Below are 24,752 nucleotides of genomic sequence, written 5' to 3'. Positions count from 1 at the left end.
GGACAGCACAAAAGATTCAATTGGGTTGGATTTCGCGATCGCTTAACCCAACTATCTGGATAGACACAGCTCAAATTCTGGAACAGACTTGCTTCGTTGTCAGGAGACCTTAGCCCTCTCTAGCTGGGCATTAAAGCACTAAAGTGCTTACTACATACTAGGTGGCTCACGGCACTATAACGGTGACGTTTTCCCCGATAGTTCGAGTGAGTCAATCAACAAACAAAACAGTTGTGTCATATCTTAAAATCAGCTCATTACTGAGCTTTGACAAATAGCCATATTGAGATTGCTAGGAAGGAAGGACAATGCTTCACAAGCGTGATTGGTTCAGTATTTGTAAAGTTGCCCTAATCAGCGGCGCATTTGGTTATATTTTTGGTGATCCTCTGCCTAGTTTTTCACAATCAATTGTGCCAGATAACACATTGGGTTCAGAGAGTTCTATTGTCACGCCCAATGTTGAGCTTAATAACCAGATTATCGATCTAATCAATGGTGGTGCAAGCCGAGGATCAACCTTATTTCATAGCTTTGATCAGTTTAATGTCAATGAAGGTCAACAGGTTTACTTTGCCAATCCTAGTGATATTGCCAATATTTTCAGTCGAGTCACCGGAAACAATCACTCAGATATTTTTGGGACATTAGGCGTTTTGGGTGACGCCAATCTGTATTTACTCAATCCCAATGGGATTATCTTTGGTCCGAATGCTCGTCTGGATGTTGCTGGCTCTTTTGCGGCTAGCACATCGGGTGGTGTCGTATTCGACAATGGGTATACATTCAGCGCTACGAATCCTGATTCGCCCCCCTTGCTCACCGTTACGACTCCTTTAGGTATTTCTCAATGGTTACCCCCGACTGGAGACATTACCAGTACAGGAAATTTATCAGCCGGACAAGATTTATCATTCATCGGTCAAACGATTGACCTAGAAGGGGGTCAATTAACAGCTGGGAGCGACCTGAAACTCAAAGCCTCAGAACTATTAACCATAGAAGATACGGCGACTAATCCATTTATCGCCATGGCTGGGGGTGAATTTGTCGCCCAAGGAAATCAAGGCTTAACCCTATCTATCTTAAACCATGCAAATAGTGGCTTGAGTTCCAACGGCAACATGACTCTGCGTTCAGCTAATGACATTCAACTTGATGGTCATTATGCCACTAATGGTCAATTTTCGGTTGAGCAACTCGACGGGACTCCAGGGAATAGTTTTGCCGCCGATGATCCCATTGTCCTAGCTGCAGGTGATGTGAAACTCGGTAATTATGAGGGTGCGTCGCTACATATCTTGGCAGGAGGAAGTGTTGAGTTAGGCACAGTTACCATTAATAATACGGGACCAACGGCTAGCACAATTAACAGTAACAATGACACCCTGATTCCGGGAACAAATACACCCTATAGCGCCCTGAGTAATGTTACATTGTCTGATGGCACTTCGGTTACTGTCAATGGAGATAGTCAAGCAACCTTAGATGTGAGAGCCGGAATTGACTGGACTCAAGCGCCATTTACGGGAGTTCCAGGTATTCCAACACCAACGGATATTCCTACAGGTTCGGTTACATTTGAAACGCCTTCTCTCAGTGGTTCTAATATTAGCGTGGGTAAGATTGAAATTGCCCAATCTGGTGGTTTAGTCCTACTGACGAATCAATATCAACCCAACTTAGCTTTATCCAATGGCAGTATTCAAGTCGAAAGTCTTATTACAGCCGCAGATAAATTGGAACCCCAATTACCAATGTTTGAGCTAGGGGGAGACATTGCCATTGATGCTCGTGGAGATCTTTCTATTGCGGCTAACAGTGAAATTGCATCCGTGGGATTAGTTGGCGGTGATGTAACGATGAATAGTGGTACGTCAATTCTTTTTAATGACTCAAGTAAGATTGAAAGTGTGAGTTTTACTCAAGCTAATGGGCTTGGCGGTGATATCAGTCTCACAGCTCCTACCATTCAATTAACAAATAACAATGAAGTTGAAACTCTTTACGTCGGTAGCGAACAAGGTGGTGCTATCAATATTTCCACCAGTTCCTTGAGCCTGCGCCAAGGGAGTAGAATCAACACAGCAACATCAGGTACAGGAAACGCTGGTGCTGTCAGCGTCGAGGCTGATTCCATAGTCCTAGAAAATAGTAGTACAATTTCCAGTGAAACCTCTTTTGTCAGGGGAGGCAATGCTGGAGAGGTGGTAGTAACCACAAACACACTGATGGCTACAGATGGCAGCCAGATTTTTTCTTCCACAGCAGGTGTAGGAAACGCTGGAAATGTTAGTGTTATTGCCACGGAATCAATTAAATTAATTGGAACATCAGGCGACAACCCTAGTGGGATTGTGAGTGCGGTACTGCCTTTTTTGAATATTCCTAACGGTCCGTTTTTTGCTGATGCATCCGATTTTCCTGCCTTGCCTGATGCCTTATTTCCAATGGGCATTCGTCGAGGGAATGGCAATGCGGGGATGGTTTCAGTCGAGACGGGTAAACTTTTGCTGGAAGATGGGGGACAAATTAGAACGACGACTGTCGCATCAGGAAATGCGGGTCAAATTGATGTTAATGCTGATGAAATTGAGATTAAGGGTGCTGTACTGGGTCCAAACTTCCCAATCCCTAGTGGTATTCTAAGTGAGGTTGCACCCACATCAAAGGGTCAAGGGAACGACATTACCATTAATACAAATCAGCTTTCGGTAACGGATAGTGGATTTATTAGTGCCAGTACCAGTGGTCAATCAGAAGCAGGGAGTAATGCCGGAAATATTAATATTGATGTAACTGGGGCAGCTATATTTGATGGCGATAAAGGTGGGGACTTTGACCCTAGTGGTGTGTATGTCGGAACCTTGGCGGGTGCAACTGGAGGTGGCGGCACATTAACGATTAATGCCGCATCCCTATCTGTTAGGAACGGCGCACAGTTAGAAGCGTTGACTGAAAGTAGCCAAGATGCGGGCAAAATATTCGTCAACGCTAACTCAATTCAACTTTTTGGTGAAGATACAGGTGTGTTTTCTAATGCTGCCGAAGGTTCATCAGGAAATGGCGGTTTAGTTGAGATTACTGGAAACGCTCTCATCTTGAAAGATGGAGCGCAAATCAGCACCGATACCGCCGGAAGTGGTAATGCCGGGAACACAGTTGTCAATGTGGACAACGTGATTACCATTATGGGTGAAAATACAGGTATCTTTTCCAGTACAACCCCAGAGTCTACAGGAAATAGTGGCAGTATCTTCATTGATCCAAACTTGGTTCAAATTCGCGATGGTGGAGCAATTTCCGTAGATAGCGAAGGTACAGGAACAGGGGGAAGTATTCAGCTTCAAGGCGGTCAATTGATTCTAGATAATGGTCGGATTTCGGCAGAAGCCGCCAGTGATGATGGGGGGAATATTGCCCTATCCTTAGACAATATAATAATCTTGCGCGGAGGGAGTTTAATTTCAGCGACAGCCGGGATAGATAGTGGGTTCGGGAATGGAGGAAATATTCAAATCGCTACCCCATTTGTTGTTGCCGTTCCTGGACAAAATAGCGATATTACCGCTAATGCCTTCGAGGGTGATGGAGGTAATATTGGTATTTCAACAAATGATCTCTTTTTTATTGAGTTTCGGGACTTAGATAACCCACGAGAAGTCATGACTAATGACATTACTGTTAGTTCTGAGTTGGGTATTGATGGTACATTCTCGCTAACGAGTCCAGAGATTGATCCTGAATCAGGATTAATCAAACTACCGGATCAACTTGCTGATACCAGTAACCAAGTGGTGAAAACCTGTGCGGCGGCTGAGGGGAATGTGTTTACAATTACTGGGCGAGGAGGAGTCCCCAGTGATCCTACGGCACCGATTCGCGGTCAAACCTTGTTATCGGATGTGCGCGATTTTGCCGCAACTGCACCGGAAAATCAGCCTCAAGCTAAACAGCCTGTTCCGAATCCGGTAGAATCAACTTCTGAACGGCGGTATCTTGTGGAAGCGACGGGTTGGGTAAAAAATGAACAAGGAGAGATTGAATTAGTGGCGGCTGTGCCTCAAGAGACATTACCGAATCAATACGCCAATTGTGTAGGGGCGCACTGACGTGCGCCCTTATCGAGGTATTGCATCATACTCAATCCGGGTCAACTACCTCCTTTATAGTGGGGACAAGGCAACAAGCAACAGGCAACAGGACTTAAGGTATCAAGGGGGTGACAAAGGTGGATTTAGCATCAGAAGCTTTAGGTGGGTAAGAGATCCCCCCTAACCCTCCTTTAAAAGGGGGGAACAAGAAGCAAAAATTCCTGGGGAAGAAGCAATAATTTTCAGAAAAGGGAGGCAAAAAAACAATAGTTTTCTCAAAGTCTTTCTTTTTAAGGGGATTTAGAGAAGTTTAAATTTTGAGCAATATCTGGGTATATGTCGGTGAATAGGGCGCACGTCGGTGGGGAAAGGGCAAAGGGCGCACGTCGGTGCGCCCCTACGAATTATTTAAGAGATGCATAAATGAATGACTATGAGTAAAACCTATTCTCAAGTAAACAAAACACTTAAGGGTTGGCTGAAACGCCCCCGTTCTTTTATTGCTTTGATTCTGGGTGCTTTTTTCCTAACCCTATCTTTACAATCACCCAAGTTGCCAGCAACGGCAGCTTATCCTCCGTTGGGTATGGGGAATCAGACGGAGGAAATCGTCGAGAACCGGGCGGAAATAGTAGAACCCCCAATAGAACCTCTCTACAGCCAAACGGTTGAACCATCAGATTTAGTTGAACAGGGGAAACTTTATTATCAAGCTGGACAATTTGACCAAGCTGCAAGAGTCTGGCAAGACGCAGCAGATACTTTTGCCGCTGAGGGGTTCATTCTCAAGCAAGCCCAGGCGTTGAATTACCTGGCGTTGGCGTATAAAGAATTAGGAAATACGGAATCTGCCCAAAGCGCGATCGCACAAAGTTTAAACCTGTTAAAATCTCAACCGGATACTGACAAAAATACCCGCTTACTCCTTGCCCAAGCCTTGAATACTCAAGGCACGATTCACCTGCTGCAAGGACAAAGCCAAACCGCGTTAGATACCTGGAAAAAAGCCGCCTCCATTTATGAACAGGCAGACGACAAAACCGGACAATTAATCAGCCAAATTAACCAAGCCCAAGCCTTACAAACCTTGGGAAAATATCGACGAGCCAAGTCTCTCTTGGAACAATTGGTGAGTGAATTACAAACGGAACCCAATAGTCTGCTGAAAGCCAAGGGATTGAGAAGTTTAGGTGTGGCATTACAAACCCTGGGTCAACTGCGCCAGTCGAAAGCCGTGTTAGAAGCCAGTTGGCAAATTAGTCAACAGTTAAACTCACCCCAAGATACCAGTGAGGCACTATTTAGCATTGGCAATGTAGCGCGAGATTTACAAGAATATGCCGTCGCTTGGACGTACTATCAACAAGCCGCCGAATTAACCCCTGATCCCCTAACTCAACTAGAAGCGCAACTGAATCAATTGCGAATGTTAATCGAGTTACAACGCTGGGATGTCGCCCAAGAATTTATCCCCATTATCACCCCCAAAGTGAACCAACTGTCTGCCTCGCGTCCGGCAATTTATGCCCAAATTAATCTGGCAGATAGTTTGATGAAATACGATGAAGCCGGGATGTCAGACTCCTTGGCAGTGGATACATCAAAACTCTTGGCGAAAGCCGTTAACCAAGCCCGACAAATTAACGATCCTAGAGCCGAAGCTTATGCCCTGTATCAATTGGGTAAACTGTATCAGGCGAATGGGAAACTAAACGATAGTCAAACCCTATCCCAACAGTCACTAAAACTCGCTCAAGAAATTAACGCCGACGATATCGCGGCACGGGCGGGGGGACAATTGGGTGAAATCCTGCAAAAACAAGGCAAAACCAACGAAGCCCTCGCCGCTTATAAAATTGCCTTTGATAATATCCAATCCCTACGCAGTGATTTAGTGGCGATTAGTGCCGATGTTCAGTTCGACTTTAAAGAAGGGATTGAACCCCTCTATCGCCAGCTTGTTAGCTTACTGTTAACAGCAGGGGATAATCAAGCCAATTTGCAACAAGCCCGTGATGTGATGGAAGCGTTGCAATTAGCCGAACTGGATAACTTTTTCCAAGATGCTTGTTTAGATACTAATCCGGTTGCTTTAGAAGAAATTGATACCCAAGCAGCGGTAATTTATCCAATTATATTACCCGATCGCTTGGAAGTAATCCTCTCGATTCCCAATCAACCCCTCACCCACTACGCCACTCAACTCACCCAAGCTGAGGTTGAATCCACGCTGACACAACTGTATTCCGCCCTGTCTCCTGGCTATCCGAGTAGCGAACGGTTAAAACTCTCTCAACAGGTGTATACCTGGTTAATCCAACCCGCTGAAGCGGCGATGACTAGCCAAGATATCCAGACGCTGGTATTTGTCCCCGATGGCTTTCTCCGCAACTTACCCATGGCGGCACTCTATGATGGAGAACAGTATATCCTGCAAAAGTATCGGGTTGTCTTCAGCCCCGGATTACAACTGTTTCCCCAAGGACTCTCCCAAGAGGAACTGCGTTTATTAGCCGCTGGGTTAACCGAAGCGCGTCAAGGGTTTAGTCCCTTACCCGGCGTTGATGAAGAGATAGCGCAAGTGTCGCAACAAGTCAACTCTAAAGTGCTATTTAATGAAACCTTTACCTTCGGCACATTTAAAGAACTGATTAACAACCAATCCTTCCCCATCGTTCACCTGGCGACTCACGGTCAATTCAGTTCTAATCCGGAGGAAACCTTTCTGCTCACCTGGAGCGATCGCATTTCCATAGAAGACTTCGATCTAATCTTTCAAAAACGGCGGCTGGGGCTACTACAACCGATTGAACTATTAGTCATGAGTGCCTGTCAAACCGCAGCCGGAGATAATCGAGCTACATTAGGTTTAGCAGGATTTGCCCTGCGATCGGGTGCAAAAAGTACAATCGCCAGTCTCTGGTCAGTGAGTGATGAATCCACTTCAAAAATGATGCAGGAATTCTATCACCAACTAACGGATCTGAAGGTGAGCAAAGCTGAAGCATTGCGACAAGCACAGCTTAGTCTTCTCGAAGAACCCTTATACAAACATCCCTATTTTTGGGCATCGTTCGTTCTGATCGGTAATTGGCTATAGGCTATTAAGCATTCAAGGAAAGTTGACCATGACTCCAGCAATCTGCCAAACTCTCTTATCCGCTACAGTAACGGGGACAGTCTTCGTATTAACAGCTAATGCTGCTTTAGCACGTTTTGTCCCCTTAGAGTCGGAACCTCCCATCAACGATAACCTGATCAGTATAGACTTCAGTCTTCCCGACGATAATGTTCCGAAAAGCCCTGTTGGTGGGGGGGTACGAGGTCAGGTACAGTTTGGTCTTCCCCAAGATTCTGCGCCTCGTTCGGGTGTTGGTGGGGGTGTCAGAGGGGATGTGCAGTTTGGACTTCCCCAAGATTCTGCACCCCGTAGTGGTATTGGTGGGGGCGTCAGAGGAGATGTGCAATTTGCTTTACCTGGCGGTTCCGCACCCCGTAGTGGTGTGGCTGGAGGCGTCAGAGGGGATGTACAGTTTGCTTTACCTGGCGGTGCTGCACCTCGGAGTGGCGTAGCTGGAGGAACTAGAGGAGATGTGCAGTTTGCTTTACCGGGTGGTGCTGCACCTCAGAGTGGTGTAGCTGGAGGCGTCAGGGGAGATGTGCAGTTTGCTTTACCGGGTGGTTCTGCACCCCGTAGTGGTGTGGCTGGGGGAACTAGAGGAGATGTGGAATTTAGCTTACCTGGTGGTTCCGCACCCCGTAGTGGTGTGGCGGGTGGAACTAGAGGAGATGTGGAGTTTAGCTTACCGGCTGATGGGAAAAACCCCTATACCAGCACTGGTGGGGGTATCCGAGGTGATGTTGAACTATTTCTCCCCAGTGAAGATTCAGTTCCCCCAACCCCAGTGGATGTAGAAACATTAGAAGAAAATCCGGTCAGTGACATTCCTGCACTTACCGCATTAGTTCCGCCGACGAAACATGGACGCACGGTTTCACCTCGTCCCACAATCTATGTTTATTTACCTCCTATTGGCGCACGGAAGGTCTTTTTTAGTATCCAAGATGAAGCGGGGAATTCTCATTACCACACCATATTGAATGTCCCTCCCCAAGGTGGAGTCATGGCGATTACCCTACCCCCAGACACACCGGGATTGGAAATCGATAAGAATTATTTGTGGTATTTTGCCCCCATTGAACCGGGTGGAATTTTACGACCCGATAATTATGCGGTGACGGGATGGGTGAAGCGGGTTGAAAATACAGTCAATGAGCAAGAGTTTGCGGACTCTCCTGTGAAGCTGGCAACTAAATATGCCGAGGCAGGGATCTGGTATGATACGTTGCAGGTTTTAGTTGAGGCTCAACAATCTGAACCGATGAATGAAACCTATAGTACCGAATGGCACGATTTATTAGAACAAGTTGACCTGGAAGCGATCGCGTCTCAACCCTTTGCCTTTGAGTAGAAGACAGAGAAATGTAGAGACGCGCCATGGCGCGTCTGGGAGCAGGGGGAACATATCATGAGTGATGACTCATTAACCAAGACGGAAAATCAAGCCATTGAACAAGGTGAGGGGTCAACAATTAAGATGAACCCTGACACGTCTCTACAGGCATTATTGCAACGCTGGCAAGGGGTTTTGCTGATTACGCCTTGTGTGGCAGGTTTCATTATTGCTGGCAGTTATTTGGGGATTTTTCGGGTTTTAGAATGGTTGATTTTAGATCAATTCTTTCTCCTGCGTCCCCAAGAACCCGTTGATGAGCGAATTGCTATCGTCACGATTGATGAAGAAGATATTGATTATGTGGTGCAGTGGCCCATGTCCGATCAAGTCATGGCAAAACTGCTCCGGACTATTAATGCCCAAAACCCCAACGTGATCGGGTTAGATATTTATCGAGATTTACCCGTAGAACCGGGATATGAAGACCTAGTTGAGGTGTTTAAAACCACCCCAAACCTCATTGGAATTACCAAAATTGCCGGAGATACCATCGACCCGCCACCCACATTAGCCGATAAAGATCAAATGGGGGCTAACGATCTGTTCCTGGATAACGATGGCAAAAATCGCCGCGCTCTTGTCCTCGGTGAAGCTGAAAGTGGTTTAATGCAAGGCTTTAGTGTAAAACTGGCTTTAGACTATTTAGCCGACCAAGGGATTGAATTGGAAGCGATCAATCCTGACAAACAAATCTTCGGTTTAGGAAAAGCCACCTTTATTCCCCTGAGTAAAAATGATGGATTCTACAAAGAATCGGATTTGGGTTGGTATCAAATCCTGATGAACTATCGCGGCGGACTGGATCGCTTTCCGAATATTTCCATGACCGATGTCTTGGAGAACCGCATCCCAGCAAACTTCTTCCGCGATCGCATCGTTTTGATTGGGGCAAAAGCGCCTAGTCTTAATGATAACTATCTCACCCCTTATAATAGCAATCTAGCTGTCTCCACGGATTTAATGCCCGGTGTGGTCATCCATGCGAATATCACCAGTCAGATTCTCAGCGCCGCTCTATCAGGGCGTCCGATGTTACGGGCAACCACGAAACCCATACACTGGCTACTGATTGTTGTTTGGTCAGGATACAGTGCCACCCTTGGCTCATTCTATATCCACCGACGCTGGCTAACGCTTGGTGGGTTATTGATCGCGGTAGGAATTATTGTTGCCAGTTCCTATTTTGCTTTTCTCTACGGTTGGTTAGTTCCTGTGTTTACGCCTTTATTAGCCGTAGTTGTTGCGGCTACCTTGAGCGTCGGTCAGGTTTTGTGGCAAAATCTGATGATTTCCTATCAGAAATTAGAAGATTATGCCCATAACTTAGAAGATAAAGTTAAAGAACGCACCGCTGAACTCGCCCAAGCGAATGAGGAAATTAGTCAACTCAACGAAAAACTCAAAGCCGAAAACCTGCGGATGAGTGCCGAACTTGATGTCGCCCGTCAACTGCAATATATGATCCTGCCCACGTCTGAGGAATTAGAAGCCATTGAAGGATTAGATCTGGCTGGGTTTATGGAACCGGCTGATGAAGTTGGCGGCGATTACTATGACATCCTCTGCACGGATAATGTCGTCACCATTGGCATTGGCGATGTAACCGGACATGGGTTAGAAAGTGGTATTTTAATGATGATGACCCAAACCGTTGTTCGCACCCTCGATGAAATTCGGGAACGTGATCCCGTTAAGTTTCTGGATACCCTCAACCGCACGCTTTACAAAAATGTGCAACGGATGAATTCGGATCGCAACTTGACCTTAGCCATTCTCAACTATACCGATGGCAAAGTTAGTATCAGTGGTCAACATGAAGAATCTATCGTGGTGCGTGCTGGGGGAATTATTGAACGAATTGATACCATGGATTTGGGATTTCCGATCGCCTTAGATGATGAAATTGCTGATTTTATTGATCGGGCGTTAATTGAATTAAATCCCGGTGACAGCATTGTCCTTTACACCGATGGTATTCCTGAAGCTGAAAATATGGAGAATGAACAATACGGGTTAGATCGATTGTGTGATGTGATTTGTCAAAACTGGGATAAATCCGCCGAAGCCATTAAAGATGCGATTATTGATGATGTGCGGCAATTTATTGGCAAACAAAAGGTTTTTGACGATATTACGTTAGTTGTACTTAAGCAAGATACTTAGGGCTTGCTGCACAAAGCCAAAACCATTAGCCATCAATACTTTGAGCTTTATTGACAGAGAGTTTGATTCAAGCAAATCGGGTAGTATTCTTCATAAGTATGGCATCACCTTGCTCAGGAAAAATGTGCCCTTGCTCCCCCAGATCCCCCAGCTTCCCCTCACCACAACACTTATTCAGCACCCCCTAATTACACTCTGATCAAAAATTAATAGGGACATTTTTTTATCTCCGGAGTCTACCAATCGGGTGATTTTTATGACTCTAACCTAATATGCCCCCTACCTGGATACCTGGTAAATGTCTGAAACCATTTAACAACTGGATAAATGGTCTTGGGGGATTTGATTTTGGCTATCAAATTGCCACAAACTCTAGCCACAAGAAAAAAAGCCAGAGTAGCCACATAAAAAAATATAGTTTACGATCAATGTATAGGTTTGTAAATAGACCCAAAAAATTAGCCTTTCGGTAGATATCTGCCTGTCTATCCGGATTTAACAGAAGTAAAGGTTTAAAGAGGGTGTACTCAACGACAACCATCAAGAGTCTAAGCTAACACACATTTCAAGGTCTGCCTTGACATCCTGGCTGTTTGCAGGGTAAGGACAGGGTCAGTTGATTCCGCAATAACGGACAAAACCCATAACAATAGCAGATAAAATGTACAACCGCTTAGTCAGGCAAGTGACTTCCAACTTAGGGTCACTAATTGCCTGAAAAAATCTTGAAGGTAGTAATTTAGGCAGCACAAAACGTTGTAGCAGTCTAGGGAATCACCAGTTGTGAAAATAGCATTGCTGATTGGGGTAAGTGAGTACGGCTATGGTTTTCACCCCGTACCCGGAGCCGTTAACGCTGTTGAAGCGATGCAACGTGTTTTGCAGTATTCTTTTGACGAGATAGAAACGCTGATCAATCCGAATCCTCCCGTGATGCGGGAAACTCTCGAAACGCTGTTGAGTAAGCGTGGCGAGGAAGATGTAGTGTTGCTATTTTTTTCGGGTCAATGTATCCAAGATTATCACGATACTGTATATTTAGGAACTAGCATCACTGCCACTCGCATGAGCGATGAGCATTCGCAAAAAGAATTAGTTAAGGCAACCGTTGTTCCAGCTTGTTTAATCCAGGATATACTTAGCAACAGTCCCTGTCCGCAGAATATTGTGATTATCGACGGTTATTGTAGCAATATTTTGGATTGGGAAATAACCGCAAACGACTATAATGAAGGCGGGATAAAACAACAACTGACGGGTGAAAAGTGGGCGTTTCTAAGCTGTTTTAGTTCCATTCCCTATTTTAACCAATCCAAATCCTCTCAACCCTCGGATTACACTCGTTACTTAATCGAAGGACTCGCAACAGGACTCGCCGATCGCAATCACGATGATTGGATTTGTGTCAAGGAACTTCATGACTATGTTTCTCAGCAGCTTAAAATCGTTGCTCCCGCTTTAAAACCTAGATTATATGCTAGCGAACCCTATCAAGCGATCGCCCTGAGTCAAGTCCCCCTAAATCGTCTCACCTTAAAGTATCGTAAAGAAGCACAGCGCTGGATTAGAGGGGGTGAAATTTCTGTTGGGGGTCGTTCGGCTCTGGATACATTAGCCCAAAGTCTACATCTCACTCCAGCCGATTGTGCGGCGATAGAAGCCCAAGTGTTAACTCCCTATCGCGAGTATCAGGAAAAATTACAGCGATATAAACAAGCGTTTCGGGAAGTTTTCCGAGCCGATAATTCACTTAATCCCAAGTCTCGTAAACTCTTAAAAGATTTGCAACAGTCTTTAGGATTGAGAGATCAAGATATTAAAGACACCGAAGAAATAATCCTATCCCAAAAGCAATCTCGCTTGGCGTCCCAACCGAATCTCGACAGTGATTCCGATATGGAAAGACGCGGCGGAACAGACATTCGAGACTCTCTCAGTCGGCGTTCTGTTTCACTCATTCGGGATCAACGAGATCAAGAAGAAACCAGCGACGCCTCCACACCGAGAGAGATGTTACCCCAATCCGGGGATAACGTTCCACCGACTCAATCCGTTGAACCCACAGCACCCCCTGTGTCAGCCTCTAAACCTGGGGAAGTGTCACCTGAAGCCGAGGATAGTGTCTCAGCCAACCAACCCCTTGATTCCTCAGCACCCCCTATCCCGTCATCCACACCGATGGAAGTATCACCCCAACTAGAAGATACTGTCCCAGCCAACCAACCCCTTGATCCCACAGCACCACCCGTCTACGCCTCCACACCGCCAGAGGTTCCATCGCCACAACAGGAGAGTGCGATCGCGCCCTCATCCACCTTTGACTCCATTAATCCTGAACCAACCCAAGAGTCAACGGCATCCAATAACAATCAACCTGATCGACTCTCATTAAAACCCAATTCTATCCCCGAATGGTATATGCAAACGCCAGACGAACCGGAAACCGAACCGACTTCTGGCGTTCAAGTATCATCAAATCTTAGCAATTTCTTAAATCCTGAACCCGCCGTTTCTAAATCCTCCAATAAACTCCTCCTTTGGGCAGGAATTGGTGGCGGTTTAGCTACATTAGCTCTACTGATTAGTTTATTTAATCGTGCCGCCGTACAACCGTCAACCGATGCAACGGATACCGTTGTATCATCACCAACTACTTCTCCCACAGCGACAAAATCCCCCAACGGTGCTACTTCCAGTCCCTCCCCATCGCCTTCTCCCTCTCCTGAACCTAAACCATCGCCCGAACCTGCCACTTGTTCAGTGATTGTTACCGGAAATGTTCGTTCTGACCCAGCATCATTTCGCGATAATGTGATTACCTATTTAACTAGAGAACAAGTCCCAATCACAGGCAAACAAACCAAAGGCGGCTGGATAGAAATAAAACTTCCCAATCAAGGTTTAGCTTGGGCGCATCGGGAGGTAATCTTAGACGAAGAGGATATAGATTCCTGCATGTTTGAACAAGGAATGACAATTGAACTCGTTCCCGATATTCCACCGCCGCCCGATTTCATTTATGACGATGACGAAGATTAACAACGGTAGAGACATTCCCTGGGAACGTCTCCCTGATACCAAGTTGCGTTCAAAGATAGCAGATAGAGTAGATGGGGTGAGAGGGTGAGAGGGTGAGGGGGAGATAGGGAGATAGGGAGATAGGGAGAAAAAGAAAGTTCTACATTAGACTGCAACTTGGTATGACATCCCAGCCCTTGTTTTTAATTAGTTAAACTAAAATGAAATAATGTCATCTAAACCTTTAATGCCAATCGGTGGATATGAAAGCCAGTTACACCCTCAGTCAATCGTTAATTGCCGCAGACAGTCCCTCAACCGTAGACTTACTGATTAGCTTTCAAGGCTCGGAGTTGAATCAGCAGAACTCCTCTCGTCGTCCCCTGAATCTCAGCTTAGTCTTAGATCGGTCGGGATCAATGGGAGGAACGCCGCTACGATATGCCATTCAAGCCGCCCAAAATCTTATTGATCATCTCACCCCCGATGATTTTGTTTCGGTAGTGATTTACGATGACACCGCCGAGGTGATTATTCCCCCAGCATTAGTTAGCGATAAAGCCGCCCTGAAAACTAAAATTGGCAAAATTCGCGCCGGGGGTTGCACTAACTTAAGTGGCGGCTGGTTGTTGGGATGTACTCAAGTTCAAGCCAACCAAAGCCCGGAACGGATTAATCGTGTCTTACTCTTAACTGATGGATTGGCAAATTATGGGATTAAAGATCCGCAAGTGCTGACGAAAACAGCCTTAGAAAAAGCAGAAGCGGATATTGTTACCACAACCTTAGGATTTGGTAATAATTTTAACGAAGATTTACTGATTAACATGGCAAAGGCTGCCCGGGGGAATTTCTATTTCATTCAGTCTCCCGATGATGCCTCCCAAGTGTTTGACATTGAGATGGAAAGTCTGGTGTCAGTTGTGGCGCAAAATCTCAGGGTGAGGCTACAACCAGAAGAATTTGTTGAGGTTGGCGAGATTCTCAATAATTATCGGTTTTCCCAAGTGGGTAATACGGTAGAGGTTGTCTTGGGGGATGTGTATGGCGTTGAACAAAAGCCCTTAGCAATTCCCTTAACCGTGTCCCCGCGATCGCAATCGGGAACGACGACAATTGCTACAGTGACGTATGACTATCAAACCATTGTCGAAGGCAGTATCCAAGACATTAGCAATCAGTTTTCCATTACCTTAACCGTCGGTTCAGAAGCACAAGCCAAAGACGTCCAGCCTGATCCGCAAGTCTTGGAACAAACCTCTCAGTTAAGAATTGCCAAATTAAAAGATGAAGCCGTTTCCCTGGCGGACAAAGGAGATTTTCAACAAGCGGTGGTTAAGCTGCGGGAAACGATTGAGGAACTCAAACGCAAGACATTAGACGAATTCTTTGACATTGCCGAAGAAATAGCCCAACTGGACTACTATGCCCAATGTTTAGAAAATCGACGATTTGACCGGGCAATTCGCAAAGAAATGCGCGATCAATCCTATCAAACCCAAACCCGCGATCGCGAAGATTTAAAATTCCGGGGAACCACAGCAGGTGCTGCTAGTGGGTTAGAGGTAACGACGAATCCCGACAGTGGTGTTTTAGTCAAATGTGAACGGGTTGGAGGTAAGCTACGAGTGCGGGTTATTTCTGAGGGATATAATCCGGATTTCAACGTGCAGTTTCCCCGCAGTATCCGCGAACAAGGTGTCACCTATGTCGTGGATGAAATTACTCCTTCTGCTAATGGCACATTTTATCGCGCCTCAGGAACCATTCGCCGCCTGGTTAAACCGGGTGAAGAAAAAGCATCCACTCAAAAAACCCGCCAAGCTAAACAATTACAAACCGCTAAAGCCCAAGGAACGGCGGCTGATTTAGAAACCACAGATACGGTGGGAGATGGGGTTCTAGTTCAGTGTATCAAGGACGGGAAAAAACTGCGAGCCAGAGTTGTTTCTGATGGCTATAATCCTGACTACAATATCCGTTTTCCGCGCACTATTCGAGAGGAAGGCATGTTATATGTAGTTGATGAGGTGAAAGAAAATCCCCAGGGAGGTTCCTATATTGCTTATGGTAAAATTCGCAAATTAGTTCAGTAGTTGTGAAAGTAAGATAGATATTAAAACCTATTAGTGATGGCTTAATTACACAGACAGTTATCAGTCCACATCTCGGGAACTCATCTGATTTAATGAAGATGTTGAGTTCAACCAGTAATGCTATGGACAGGAAATCTACAAATCAATCAACTGGTTTAGGATGCTTTCCCATATTACTACCACTGTCCGGATTGGTTTTTATTTGGGTTATGTTCAAAGTTTTCGTCCCTGACCAAGCTACTTACAGTAGAAATTTTGAGGAACCTACAATGGTAGGTTCCATGAACCGCGCTCAGCAAGGTTACTATTTGGAAGAAAAAAAATTTAGCAAAGATTTTGAAGACTTAGGTTTGGGTGTTCAGCCTGAGACCGAACACTATTTATTATCAACTCGAATAACTGACAAGGCTGCATTTAACTATGTAATATCTCACGATAAAGATGTTCCTAGTTATGTAGGTGGTGTTTTTTCCGTTTCCCTAAATGAAGTTGAGTCTGATGCTTCATCGAATGAAATGACCATGCTGGCGATTATCTGTGAAGCTAATATATCGGGTCCAACCATACCCCTTTTACCCACCTATCAAAATGGTGAATTAGCTTGTGGTGAGGGGACAACAGATTTTTCCACAATCAAGAGCTATTATTAGCCACTCTTCTTAAAAAGACAAACGACATAGATCAATGGTTTAGTCTAAACTCTTGTTACTGAGACTTTAAATCAAAGGAGACTGATGATAATTATCGAGTAAATCCGCTGGATTTTGATAGACTCTCATACAGCCTGCTTCTTTTAACTCGGCTGCTGAGAAACCACCGCAAAGCACGCCAATGACATCTAGGTTAATTTTACAGGCGGCTTGAGCATCATAAGGACTATCTCCCACCACAATCGCCTCTTGGGGCGTCACTCCATCCAGCTTAGCTAATGCGGCTTGAAAGATGTCGGGATTGGGTTTTGGCTTTTCAACATCATCTCTAGAAGTTGCACCATCCACTAAATCTTCAATCTCTAAGAGTTCTTTGTAATAGTTGAGGGTTTTCGTTCGGGCTGAAGACGCCAATGCAACCTGCTTGCCATCTGATTTGAGGCGTTTAAAGAGTTGGCGCACTCCCTCAAAAGGACGCACTTGGGATAGAAGATTTTTTTGATAAAAGTCTTTGCGATAATTGGCAATATCCTCACCCAGGCGTTCAAATTCCGCTTGAGAAATAAAGACAGGGATGATATAGTCACTCCCTTTACCGATTTGATGACGGATTTTATCGTAAGGCACATCATAGCCAAACTGTTTAAACGCTTCAACCCACGCCTGGGCGTGCAGATCAACGGAATCAACTAAGGTGCCGTCTACATCAAAAATAACAGCCTTTGGCATCACAGGTTCTCCTTTTGTTTCCCTTCATTATGCCGATGCCCTTCTGGGAATCAATCTAGCTTGAGAGAGATACTAATACCGAGTTGCGCTCAAACATAGTAGATAGGAAAAGCAGGGGGAGCAGGGGGAGCAGGGGAAGCAGGGGGAGCAGGGGAAGCAGGGGGAGGGTTAGACAAGGGAGCGGACTTATGAATCGGTTAACTGCGTAAGTATTGACTTGATCAACAAAACCCCCCTTTATTCAAAATTTACTGCCTTTTTTTAGATTTAAATAAGACACCAAACCCTAACGCCACAGCCGAACCCACAATAGTCATCGGTTCAGGGACAGGGGTAGCCTGAGACGGATCAAGATTTAAGGGTTGATCGAGTTGGACTAGGATAAATTCGTTATTATCCGATTGGCCAGGACTACGCCCCTTAGAAAATGGGTAATTATTATCATTCATTACCAGTAGGGTTTTCTCATCCATAGGCAATACGCTTTCAATCGTAACAAAGGGGAACGTAAATACTCCATCTGTTGTACCATTACCGCCCAAATTATCGGGATCAGGAATATTCAGCAAATCCACTACTAATTCTTTTTGGACAAAACCGTTACTATCTATCTGATTGATGTCGATTTTGTAAATCCGCTTAAATTCAGCAGGTCTAGTAAATTTTGGATTATTAGGATCACCTTGTTTGTTATCGCGCTCAATGACCAGAAACTCATGGTCATTAATTGCGGTCAAATCACTAATGGCTTGACTTTGGGGATCTTGTTGATAGAAAAACGTTTTACCTGTATACTGTTGCTGGTCTAAATCAAACTCATTAATCAGCAGGCGATCGCCTTGGTCATCAGGTATCAATGCCCCTTCCAGCATGGCGTAGAGTTTAGTACCACTGCTATTGAGTGCCAGCCCTTCAAATCCTTTAGAATCCTCTAAATTGGCTGTACCGTCTAATTGAAGATTATCAGGAGATTGAACCAGGGGGTTATCACCTAGACCAAGAAAATTGGGCAGCGAAATTGGCGCATCCAGAACTTGACCTTCTGCCGAAACATGGAAGAGAAAGGGACCAAATTCATCACCAAACCAGTAGGTTCCATCACTCGCTTGACGGAAGGATTCAATGTCAAAATCAGCACCCGTTAACCAGCGATTGGATTGAATCATTGGGTCTACAGGAATGGTGGTGTCTGGATAAAATGATTGTTCAGCAATAATCGGAAAGTCTATCTGATTATCCCGATCATGTAACTGTAAAAAACTTTCCTGGCTAAAGCGAGTCAGGCGTTCCCCCGTTTGGAAATTAACGGGAAAAACTTGACCTGTGGTAAAATCGGGTTCGACAGCATAAACCCGGAGCAGAAAATCAGCCGAATTGCTTTTACGACCAAAACCGTTATCTGTCATAACCCGAAAGGTTCCGGGTTTAGGTCCCGGTAAAACAGCCGAAAAGCCCTGCACGGGTTGTTGATCGGTAAAGGAGATGGGAAATTGTTGTCCTGAGGTGGGACCTGGGGCGAATGTATCTGCCCCCAAAATAGCGCGTCCGGTCAGTTGAACGGCAGCGGCTGGAGAAGTGAAAATTAAGGGTATAATCAGGGAGGGTAGACTCCTGAACAATAGATAAAAAGGCTTGCACATTTGTGGGAATGAAATAATATTCTAGGTAATTAAAATTATATAAGTGTAGTGAATCATTATTCTCTGACTTCATTGAAACTTCATAAAGGTTAGATGAATATAAATATGAGATAAAGTATTTGTTACTTTGTCTTTGAGCAAACGTTGTAGGTTGGGTTGAACAGAGTGAAACCCAACGAGCTAAACCTAGCTAGTGTTGGGTCTCGTTCCTCAACCCAACCTACTATTAGGATAATCAAATCAAAGCCAAGAATTAGAAAGGGGTTAGTCTCAAGAAACTTAACTATGGTAAATTAGGCATATAAGTGTCAACCCCTGACCAATGACAAAGGACAAAGGACAAAGGACAAAGGACAAAGATTTAGTCCTGATCGGCGGCGGTCATAGCCATGCGATCGCACTGCGGATGTTGGGGATGAATCCCTTGCCTGGAGTGCGGTTGACGCTGATTACCAATGTGTCTCATACCCCCTATTCTGGAATGCTACCGGGTCATGTGGCGGGGTTCTATACTTTTGATGAATGTCATATCGATTTGCAACGTCTTGCTCAATTTGCTGGCGCTCAATTGTATATCGATAAAGCCGTAGGTTTAAATTTAAACTCGAATAAGGTTATCTGTGCCAATCGTCCTCCCGTTGCCTTTGATGTCTTGTCAATTGATATTGGTAGTACCCCGGCGCAAGAATCGGTTTCTGGCGTAGCTAAATACGTGATTCCGGCTAAACCTGTCCCCCAATTTTTAAAGGAATGGAATCGAATTATTGAAACTCTTGCACAACATCCTAAACCCTCCCTGAGTTTAGGAATTGTTGGCGGTGGTGCAGGTGGGGTAGAACTGGCAATGACAATGCAACGGCGTATTATTAATGTAGAGACGCGCCATGGCACGTCTGTAAAAATTCATTTATTTCATCGGGGAAATCAACTATTACCAGGTCATAATTCCTGGGCGCAGCGATATGTTGAGAAGTTGCTTACAAAACGGGGAATTCAGGTGCATTTAGGGGAAACGGTTTCTCAGATATTGCCGGATAAAATTTGCTGTGAGTCTGGTTTAGTTGTCGATTGTAATTATAGCTTCTGGGTAACGCAAGCCTCTGCACCGAGTTGGATTGCTGAATCAGGATTGCATACCACTTCAAAGGGTTTTATTTCAGTCGGTGATACCTTACAATCCCTCTCTCATCCTCATATTTTTGCCGCTGGTGATATCGCCACCATGGTGAATCATCCTCGTCCGAAAGCCGGGGTATTTGCGGTGCGTCAAGGGAAGCCTTTAGTGGACAATTTGCGTCACTTTGTACAAGGAAAAGCGCTACATCCTTACAAACCTCAACGGCGGTATTTGAGTTTAATTGGCACAGGTGATGGAAGCGCGATCGCCTCTTGGGGTCCCTTTGGCTGGCATTCCCGACTACTATGGCGTTGGAAGGATTATATTGATCGCAAGTTTATGCGACAATTTAGGGAGTTGCCAGAAATGGAATCAGTTAATCCTGTTCCAGAGAAAACGCCAAACTTGACGAAATACCCCCGTTTAGGGACACCGAAAAACGCCCCACCGATGTATTGCGCTGGCTGTGGTTCTAAAGTGGGTAGCCCTACCCTAGAACGAGTATTAAAACGGGTGCAGGATGAGTATCCTTTCCCCACGCCAGAGGAGATTATTCTCGGATTGGGAACGCCCGATGATGCAGCGGTGCTAAAAGTTCCCGCCGATAAACTATTAGTGCAAACGGTTGATTATTTTCGCACTTTAATCAATGATCCCTTCATCTTTGGACAAATTAGCACCCATCACTGTCTCAGCGATTTATTTGCCATGGGTGCGACGCCTCAGAGTGTTTTGGCAATGGTAACAGTACCTTATGCGACAGCCGCTAAACAGGAGGAAACCCTCTATCAATTGTTATCAGGGGCGATGAAGGTATTATCGCAGGTACAAGCGCCGTTGGTGGGAGGACATACCACAGAAGGGACAGAATTAGCCTTTGGTTTATCCTGTAATGGATTAGTGTATCCTCAGCAACTGATTAAAAAAAGTGGGATGAAACCAGGCGATCGCTTAATTTTGACTAAAGCCTTAGGAACGGGAATTTTATTTGCTGCACATCAACGTTTGCAGGTAAAAGGATACTGGATTGATCAGGCGGTTGAGTCGATGTTGTTGTCGAATCAGGAAGCGGTTAAGGTATTCCGAGATCATGGTGTCACGGCTTGTACGGATGTGACAGGATTTGGACTCGTGGGACATTTAGTAGAAATGGTGCAAGCATCGGGGGTGGCGGTGGATTTAGAGTGGGATAAAATTCCCCTGCTGGAGGGGGTGACGGAACTTGTGCAGCAGGGAATTGTCAGTTCACTGTATCCCCAGAATGTCCAAGCTGCACGGTTTATCAGGAATCAAGAAGAGATTTGCGATCGCGCTAATTATCCGGTACTTTTTGATCCACAAACCTCTGGCGGGTTATTGGCGACGATTCCTAGTGAACAGGCGGTAAAGTGTGAGCAGGTTCTGCAAGAATTAGGATATCAACAGAGTCGCATTATTGGTCAGGTAATTTCAGCTAGTTCAGACGTTCCCCCATTAATATTCTTATAAGAAATGCCCTTTTTGCCATGGCGACTAGAAGTCGCTGCTACACAAACAAAGTCCGCCTACGCGGACTAAATTATCAAGGGGGTGGCTAACCCGCATTTAATATCAATTAATGATACAGCGTCTTAGCAAGATGCTCAATGCAGCGAGCAAGATGCAAAGCCTGCGGCATGGCTTCGCTTAACGCACTACGGCAAGGATTTCGCCATTATTGACATGAAGGTTTAAATGCCGAACAGCTTAATCTCAACCGTTAACTTTAATTGTGTACACCTACTTATGAATGTAACGGTGCGAGATATTGAATGTTTAAAAAGCATAGAACCGAAACAGCTTCAGGCGTATTTAAAAGCTCATGGCTGGTATGAAGACCGTCCATTTTTGGATAATGCTATGATTTGGCTCAAGCAGGATGAGCAACGGGGGAAGTTTGAGATTTTGTTGCCTCTAAAAACCAATCTAGGGGATTATGTTACTCGCATTAGTGAGGCGATTGAAACGTTAGCCGTTGTCGAGAGTCGTTCTCAAGTTGAGATTTTGAGTGAACTGCTTTCTGGTGGACAAACGATTACACTTCAGGGAGTGGTGATGCACATTAACACGCCGAATTCTGACCCCTTAAGTGGTCAGATAATGTTGCTGGGTGTTGTGGGAGATAAACTGCGAAAAATTAAGACAGAGTTAACAGGTTATGACTATATTTTAGCAGTTAAAGCCTATCAAGAACGTTATCCGATAATCTGTCTGGGTGAATTAAGCAAAGAGACGGGGAATTTTGTGTTAAAGAATGTTCGGAATTTGATGTTTGATGAATCCTGGGATCATTAATATATATATATTTGTATTCGACTAGACCACCAGTCGAGTACAAGATTGCCATACTGGTGGCTAAACCTGAATTAAGGCAATAGGTACTTTATCGTTAAAATCATGGTGTTTTCGGGTGAGACTTTTGTAAATCTGCCATGATTTGCACGAGAAAAACAATGAATGAACCAAAAGCAGCAGAAGCAAAAGGGATTACAAGCAACTCTACTGTATCTTTGGGAACTAAGGTAAAAAGTTTATTTGACCGTATTTCTGATACTGTCGAATCTTGACAAGAGGCATTTAAGGATGTTTTGAGGTGAGAAGCTTTACCGCTAATGTTCAACTTTAATCCATCAGGAACAATCAGAATTTGTTCAATACTCTCAATTCCAGATCCTTCAGTACATAAAAATTGTCCTTGATCAATCTCTAAGACGCTTTTATTCAAAAATAACTGACCTTTGATCAGGTTAGACTGTTTTGTTCTCTCGTTGGGATTATCAGCCTCTTCGATTCTTTCTAAGCTTAGATCACTAACCTCAAGTCTTCGACCCAACCAATCAGAACTGTTGCTTTTGTCTGGAAATTTTGCAGCATAATCCAATTCTGCTCGTGATTCTGGTGGCAGATCAATATATATAATTGACCTGCTAATAATTGGCAACTGTCTCGTATATGCTCGGGGTTGTAGCTTAAATTTCAAATTTTTAATCGGTTGCTCCAAGTTAGGGTTGACAAGTGTGGCATTTTCTACCGTAACTTGTACGAGTTGTTTACCTAAACCCAGCTTAAGAAAATTGCTTTTACATCCTCCTGAAGATTGCTCAATGTTATTGTTGCTTGGGTTGAGTCCGATTTCAAAACCTTGGTCATCTAACTTATTAATATTGCCCTGATTATAGAAAAAATTAGAGATGTGCGTCCCCGGTATTACACATAAATCCTCGATGACTATCTCGCTCTCAGTAGGATTAAGGCTTTGTAAGAATAATCTGCTAGTTTCTGGACTGCCAAGCTTAAAGGTTATCCCTTCTTTCGTATTAATTCCATTTTTTATCTCTGACGCAATCTCTGATTCTTCAATAACACCACTGAGGGTGATTTCTGAACCTCCTCTAATGTCAATAGATTTAACGCGATTGATTCCTTTAAGGAGAGAAGAGTCGGATTGATATGTAAATTCTACTTGTTGAACAGTTAAATATCCTGACAACTCACTTTCCGTAGTCCATAAATAAAGAAGGACTGGTATTATACTAATCAAAAAGCATAATGCAGAAATTAAAACGATTTTGTTTATATTGGCAATAAAGTTTAATGTTTTTATAGTATTTTTTGATAATTTGTGAAAACTCAATTTAACTATATTTAATCCTAAATTAAGGATCTTTAGCGTTGTGTGCTTGACCAAATTCAATAAAAACAAACCTGTACTCAATAAACTATTCTTAGCTTTGACAATGAATTTAGTCGTAAACTTAACCAAGAAAACGTTAATTTGATTTAAATTGGCTTGAATATATTGATGCAATTTAACAGCTAAATCAAGTAATAAACTCCACCCCTGAAAAACAATTTTATGACTGACTTGAATGAGGGTTGTCAACGCCAGTTTAATCTGATGCCAAACTTTCATTTATCTTTACTTACGCAAAAATGATTTAATGTGTCTGAAATACCGATACTTGCGGTTGCGGTTGGACAGATTACCACTAGGTAGTTTAACTTGAGTGGTATATTCTAATTCATAAATACCATCGGGTAGCTGATTTCCGCCTTTATCCCGACCATTCCATTGAAAATGATGGAAAGTTCTATAGGTAAGATCATCATCTACATAAATAGTATTCGGACTGCCCTCTTTTTTGATTTGAAATGCTGTGACAATAAATTGATCATTATAGTTGTTGGTAGCTAGGACAAACTCATAACTACTGTCTGAATTTCCTAAACCTACGGGGAGGTAAACGTCTCCAATATCCTCCTGATCAATAGCAAGAGCAAACAATCGACTTGGATCAAATCCTGCTCTCAGAAAGATATTGGTTGCCCAATTAAAAATGAGGGTTTGTGGAGTCGCAGAATTTTGCGTCCAACTATTTGAACTAATTTTATCGAGACGATAGCGCTCCCGTTCTTGAAACGCTTGAATACTTACTTTTGCCTGAGAGCAAATTTTAGGAATCTGAATCGGAATCTGGTTAACTCTCCCTGAAGTTACACCATTGACGGCAAAAGAAACCAGATTAACATTGTCTCCTAATGGAGTTGGCAATACACCTTCCCAGCGAGTGGGATTTTGCCGACGTTGATACTGGCATTCTGAACGAGGACAGCGCTGTTGAGCTAATGACGTAGTGGAAACAAATAAAGCGAATGATAATAGCAGTAAAGCGGTAAAATATTTATATCTTGTGGTCAACTTCATTGTCC

General features: G+C 44.2%; 13 protein-coding genes. 9 read left to right on the top strand and 4 right to left on the bottom strand.

The window, feature by feature from the left end:
* The first annotated feature begins 308 nt into the window (after nt 1–308).
* From RID53_RS17965 to RID53_RS17935, 7 genes are all read left to right on the top strand, one after another.
* The gene (locus tag RID53_RS17965; RefSeq protein WP_446389398.1) at nt 309–4,112 is read left to right on the top strand and encodes a two-partner secretion domain-containing protein; all 3,804 of its coding nucleotides are present in this window, start codon (nt 309–311) and stop codon (nt 4,110–4,112) included.
* Between the two features lie 415 nt (nt 4,113–4,527).
* A complete protein-coding gene (locus RID53_RS17960) occupies nt 4,528–7,194 on the top strand; it encodes a CHAT domain-containing protein (protein ID WP_446389397.1) in 2,667 nt (888 codons plus the stop codon).
* A gap of 28 nt (nt 7,195–7,222) precedes the next feature.
* Nucleotides 7,223–8,566 (top strand): DUF928 domain-containing protein, encoded by a 1,344-nt coding sequence (locus tag RID53_RS17955; protein WP_446389396.1) that lies wholly within the window; start codon nt 7,223–7,225, stop codon nt 8,564–8,566.
* Nucleotides 8,567–8,623: 57 nt separating this feature from the next.
* Nucleotides 8,624–10,774, top strand: coding sequence for a CHASE2 domain-containing protein (locus tag RID53_RS17950; protein ID WP_446389395.1), 2,151 nt, complete (start codon nt 8,624–8,626; stop codon nt 10,772–10,774).
* 783 nt (nt 10,775–11,557) lie between these two features.
* Nucleotides 11,558–13,813, top strand: a complete 2,256-nt coding sequence (locus RID53_RS17945) for a caspase family protein (protein ID WP_446389394.1) — start codon at nt 11,558–11,560, stop codon at nt 13,811–13,813.
* Nucleotides 13,814–14,055: 242 nt separating this feature from the next.
* Entirely contained in the window at nt 14,056–15,888 is a 1,833-nt protein-coding gene (locus RID53_RS17940) for a VWA domain-containing protein (RefSeq protein WP_446389393.1), read from the top strand.
* A 269-nt stretch (nt 15,889–16,157) separates the two neighbouring features.
* Nucleotides 16,158–16,538 carry a type IV pilin-like G/H family protein gene (locus RID53_RS17935; RefSeq protein WP_446389392.1) on the top strand — a complete coding sequence of 127 codons (381 nt, stop codon included), beginning with the start codon at nt 16,158–16,160 and terminating at the stop codon, nt 16,536–16,538.
* 66 nt (nt 16,539–16,604) lie between these two features.
* Here the strand turns inward: RID53_RS17935 and RID53_RS17930 are convergent, their stop codons facing one another.
* Nucleotides 16,605–17,267, bottom strand: coding sequence for an HAD family hydrolase (locus RID53_RS17930; RefSeq protein WP_446389391.1), 663 nt, complete (start codon nt 17,265–17,267; stop codon nt 16,605–16,607).
* Nucleotides 17,268–17,515: 248 nt separating this feature from the next.
* Nucleotides 17,516–18,907 carry a PEP-CTERM sorting domain-containing protein gene (locus RID53_RS17925; RefSeq protein ID WP_446389390.1) on the bottom strand — a complete coding sequence of 464 codons (1,392 nt, stop codon included), beginning with the start codon at nt 18,905–18,907 and terminating at the stop codon, nt 17,516–17,518.
* A gap of 322 nt (nt 18,908–19,229) precedes the next feature.
* Here RID53_RS17925 and selD point away from each other — a divergent pair, with 322 nt between their 5' ends.
* Both selD and RID53_RS17915 read left to right on the top strand, forming a co-directional pair.
* A complete protein-coding gene (selD, locus tag RID53_RS17920) occupies nt 19,230–21,512 on the top strand; it encodes a selenide, water dikinase SelD (protein ID WP_446389389.1) in 2,283 nt (760 codons plus the stop codon).
* A 225-nt stretch (nt 21,513–21,737) separates the two neighbouring features.
* Nucleotides 21,738–22,337 carry a hypothetical protein gene (locus RID53_RS17915; protein ID WP_446389388.1) on the top strand — a complete coding sequence of 200 codons (600 nt, stop codon included), beginning with the start codon at nt 21,738–21,740 and terminating at the stop codon, nt 22,335–22,337.
* Nucleotides 22,338–22,437: 100 nt separating this feature from the next.
* Here the strand turns inward: RID53_RS17915 and RID53_RS17910 are convergent, their stop codons facing one another.
* Both RID53_RS17910 and RID53_RS17905 read right to left on the bottom strand, forming a co-directional pair.
* Nucleotides 22,438–23,955, bottom strand: a complete 1,518-nt coding sequence (locus RID53_RS17910; protein ID WP_446389387.1) for a hypothetical protein — start codon at nt 23,953–23,955, stop codon at nt 22,438–22,440.
* Nucleotides 23,956–23,961: 6 nt separating this feature from the next.
* Entirely contained in the window at nt 23,962–24,747 is a 786-nt protein-coding gene (locus RID53_RS17905) for a hypothetical protein (protein WP_446389386.1), read from the bottom strand.
* Between the last annotated feature and the right edge of the window lie 5 nt (nt 24,748–24,752).

This window comes from Coleofasciculus sp. B1-GNL1-01 (assembly GCF_040220235.1).
Classification (GTDB): Bacteria; Cyanobacteriota; Cyanobacteriia; order Cyanobacteriales; family Coleofasciculaceae; genus Coleofasciculus.
The sequence above is the reverse complement of the archived record's forward strand: the minus strand, read 5'-3'. Positions and strand labels throughout refer to the sequence as shown.

Excerpts from the sequence above, each read along its gene's own strand:
- RID53_RS17965 (WP_446389398.1), top strand. The coding sequence starts at position 309 with ATGCTTCACAAGCGTGATTGGTTCAGTATTTGTAAAGTTGCCCTAATC.
- RID53_RS17960 (WP_446389397.1), top strand. The coding sequence starts at position 4,528 with ATGAGTAAAACCTATTCTCAAGTAAACAAAACACTTAAGGGTTGGCTG.
- RID53_RS17955 (WP_446389396.1), top strand. The coding sequence starts at position 7,223 with ATGACTCCAGCAATCTGCCAAACTCTCTTATCCGCTACAGTAACGGGG.
- RID53_RS17950 (WP_446389395.1), top strand. The coding sequence starts at position 8,624 with ATGAGTGATGACTCATTAACCAAGACGGAAAATCAAGCCATTGAACAA.
- RID53_RS17940 (WP_446389393.1), top strand. The coding sequence starts at position 14,056 with ATGAAAGCCAGTTACACCCTCAGTCAATCGTTAATTGCCGCAGACAGT.
- RID53_RS17935 (WP_446389392.1), top strand. The coding sequence starts at position 16,158 with ATGGTAGGTTCCATGAACCGCGCTCAGCAAGGTTACTATTTGGAAGAA.
- RID53_RS17930 (WP_446389391.1), bottom strand. The coding sequence starts at position 17,267 with ATGCCAAAGGCTGTTATTTTTGATGTAGACGGCACCTTAGTTGATTCC.
- RID53_RS17925 (WP_446389390.1), bottom strand. The coding sequence starts at position 18,907 with ATGTGCAAGCCTTTTTATCTATTGTTCAGGAGTCTACCCTCCCTGATT.
- selD (WP_446389389.1), top strand. The coding sequence starts at position 19,230 with ATGACAAAGGACAAAGGACAAAGGACAAAGGACAAAGATTTAGTCCTG.
- RID53_RS17915 (WP_446389388.1), top strand. The coding sequence starts at position 21,738 with ATGCCGAACAGCTTAATCTCAACCGTTAACTTTAATTGTGTACACCTA.
- RID53_RS17910 (WP_446389387.1), bottom strand. The coding sequence starts at position 23,955 with ATGAAAGTTTGGCATCAGATTAAACTGGCGTTGACAACCCTCATTCAA.
- RID53_RS17905 (WP_446389386.1), bottom strand. The coding sequence starts at position 24,747 with ATGAAGTTGACCACAAGATATAAATATTTTACCGCTTTACTGCTATTA.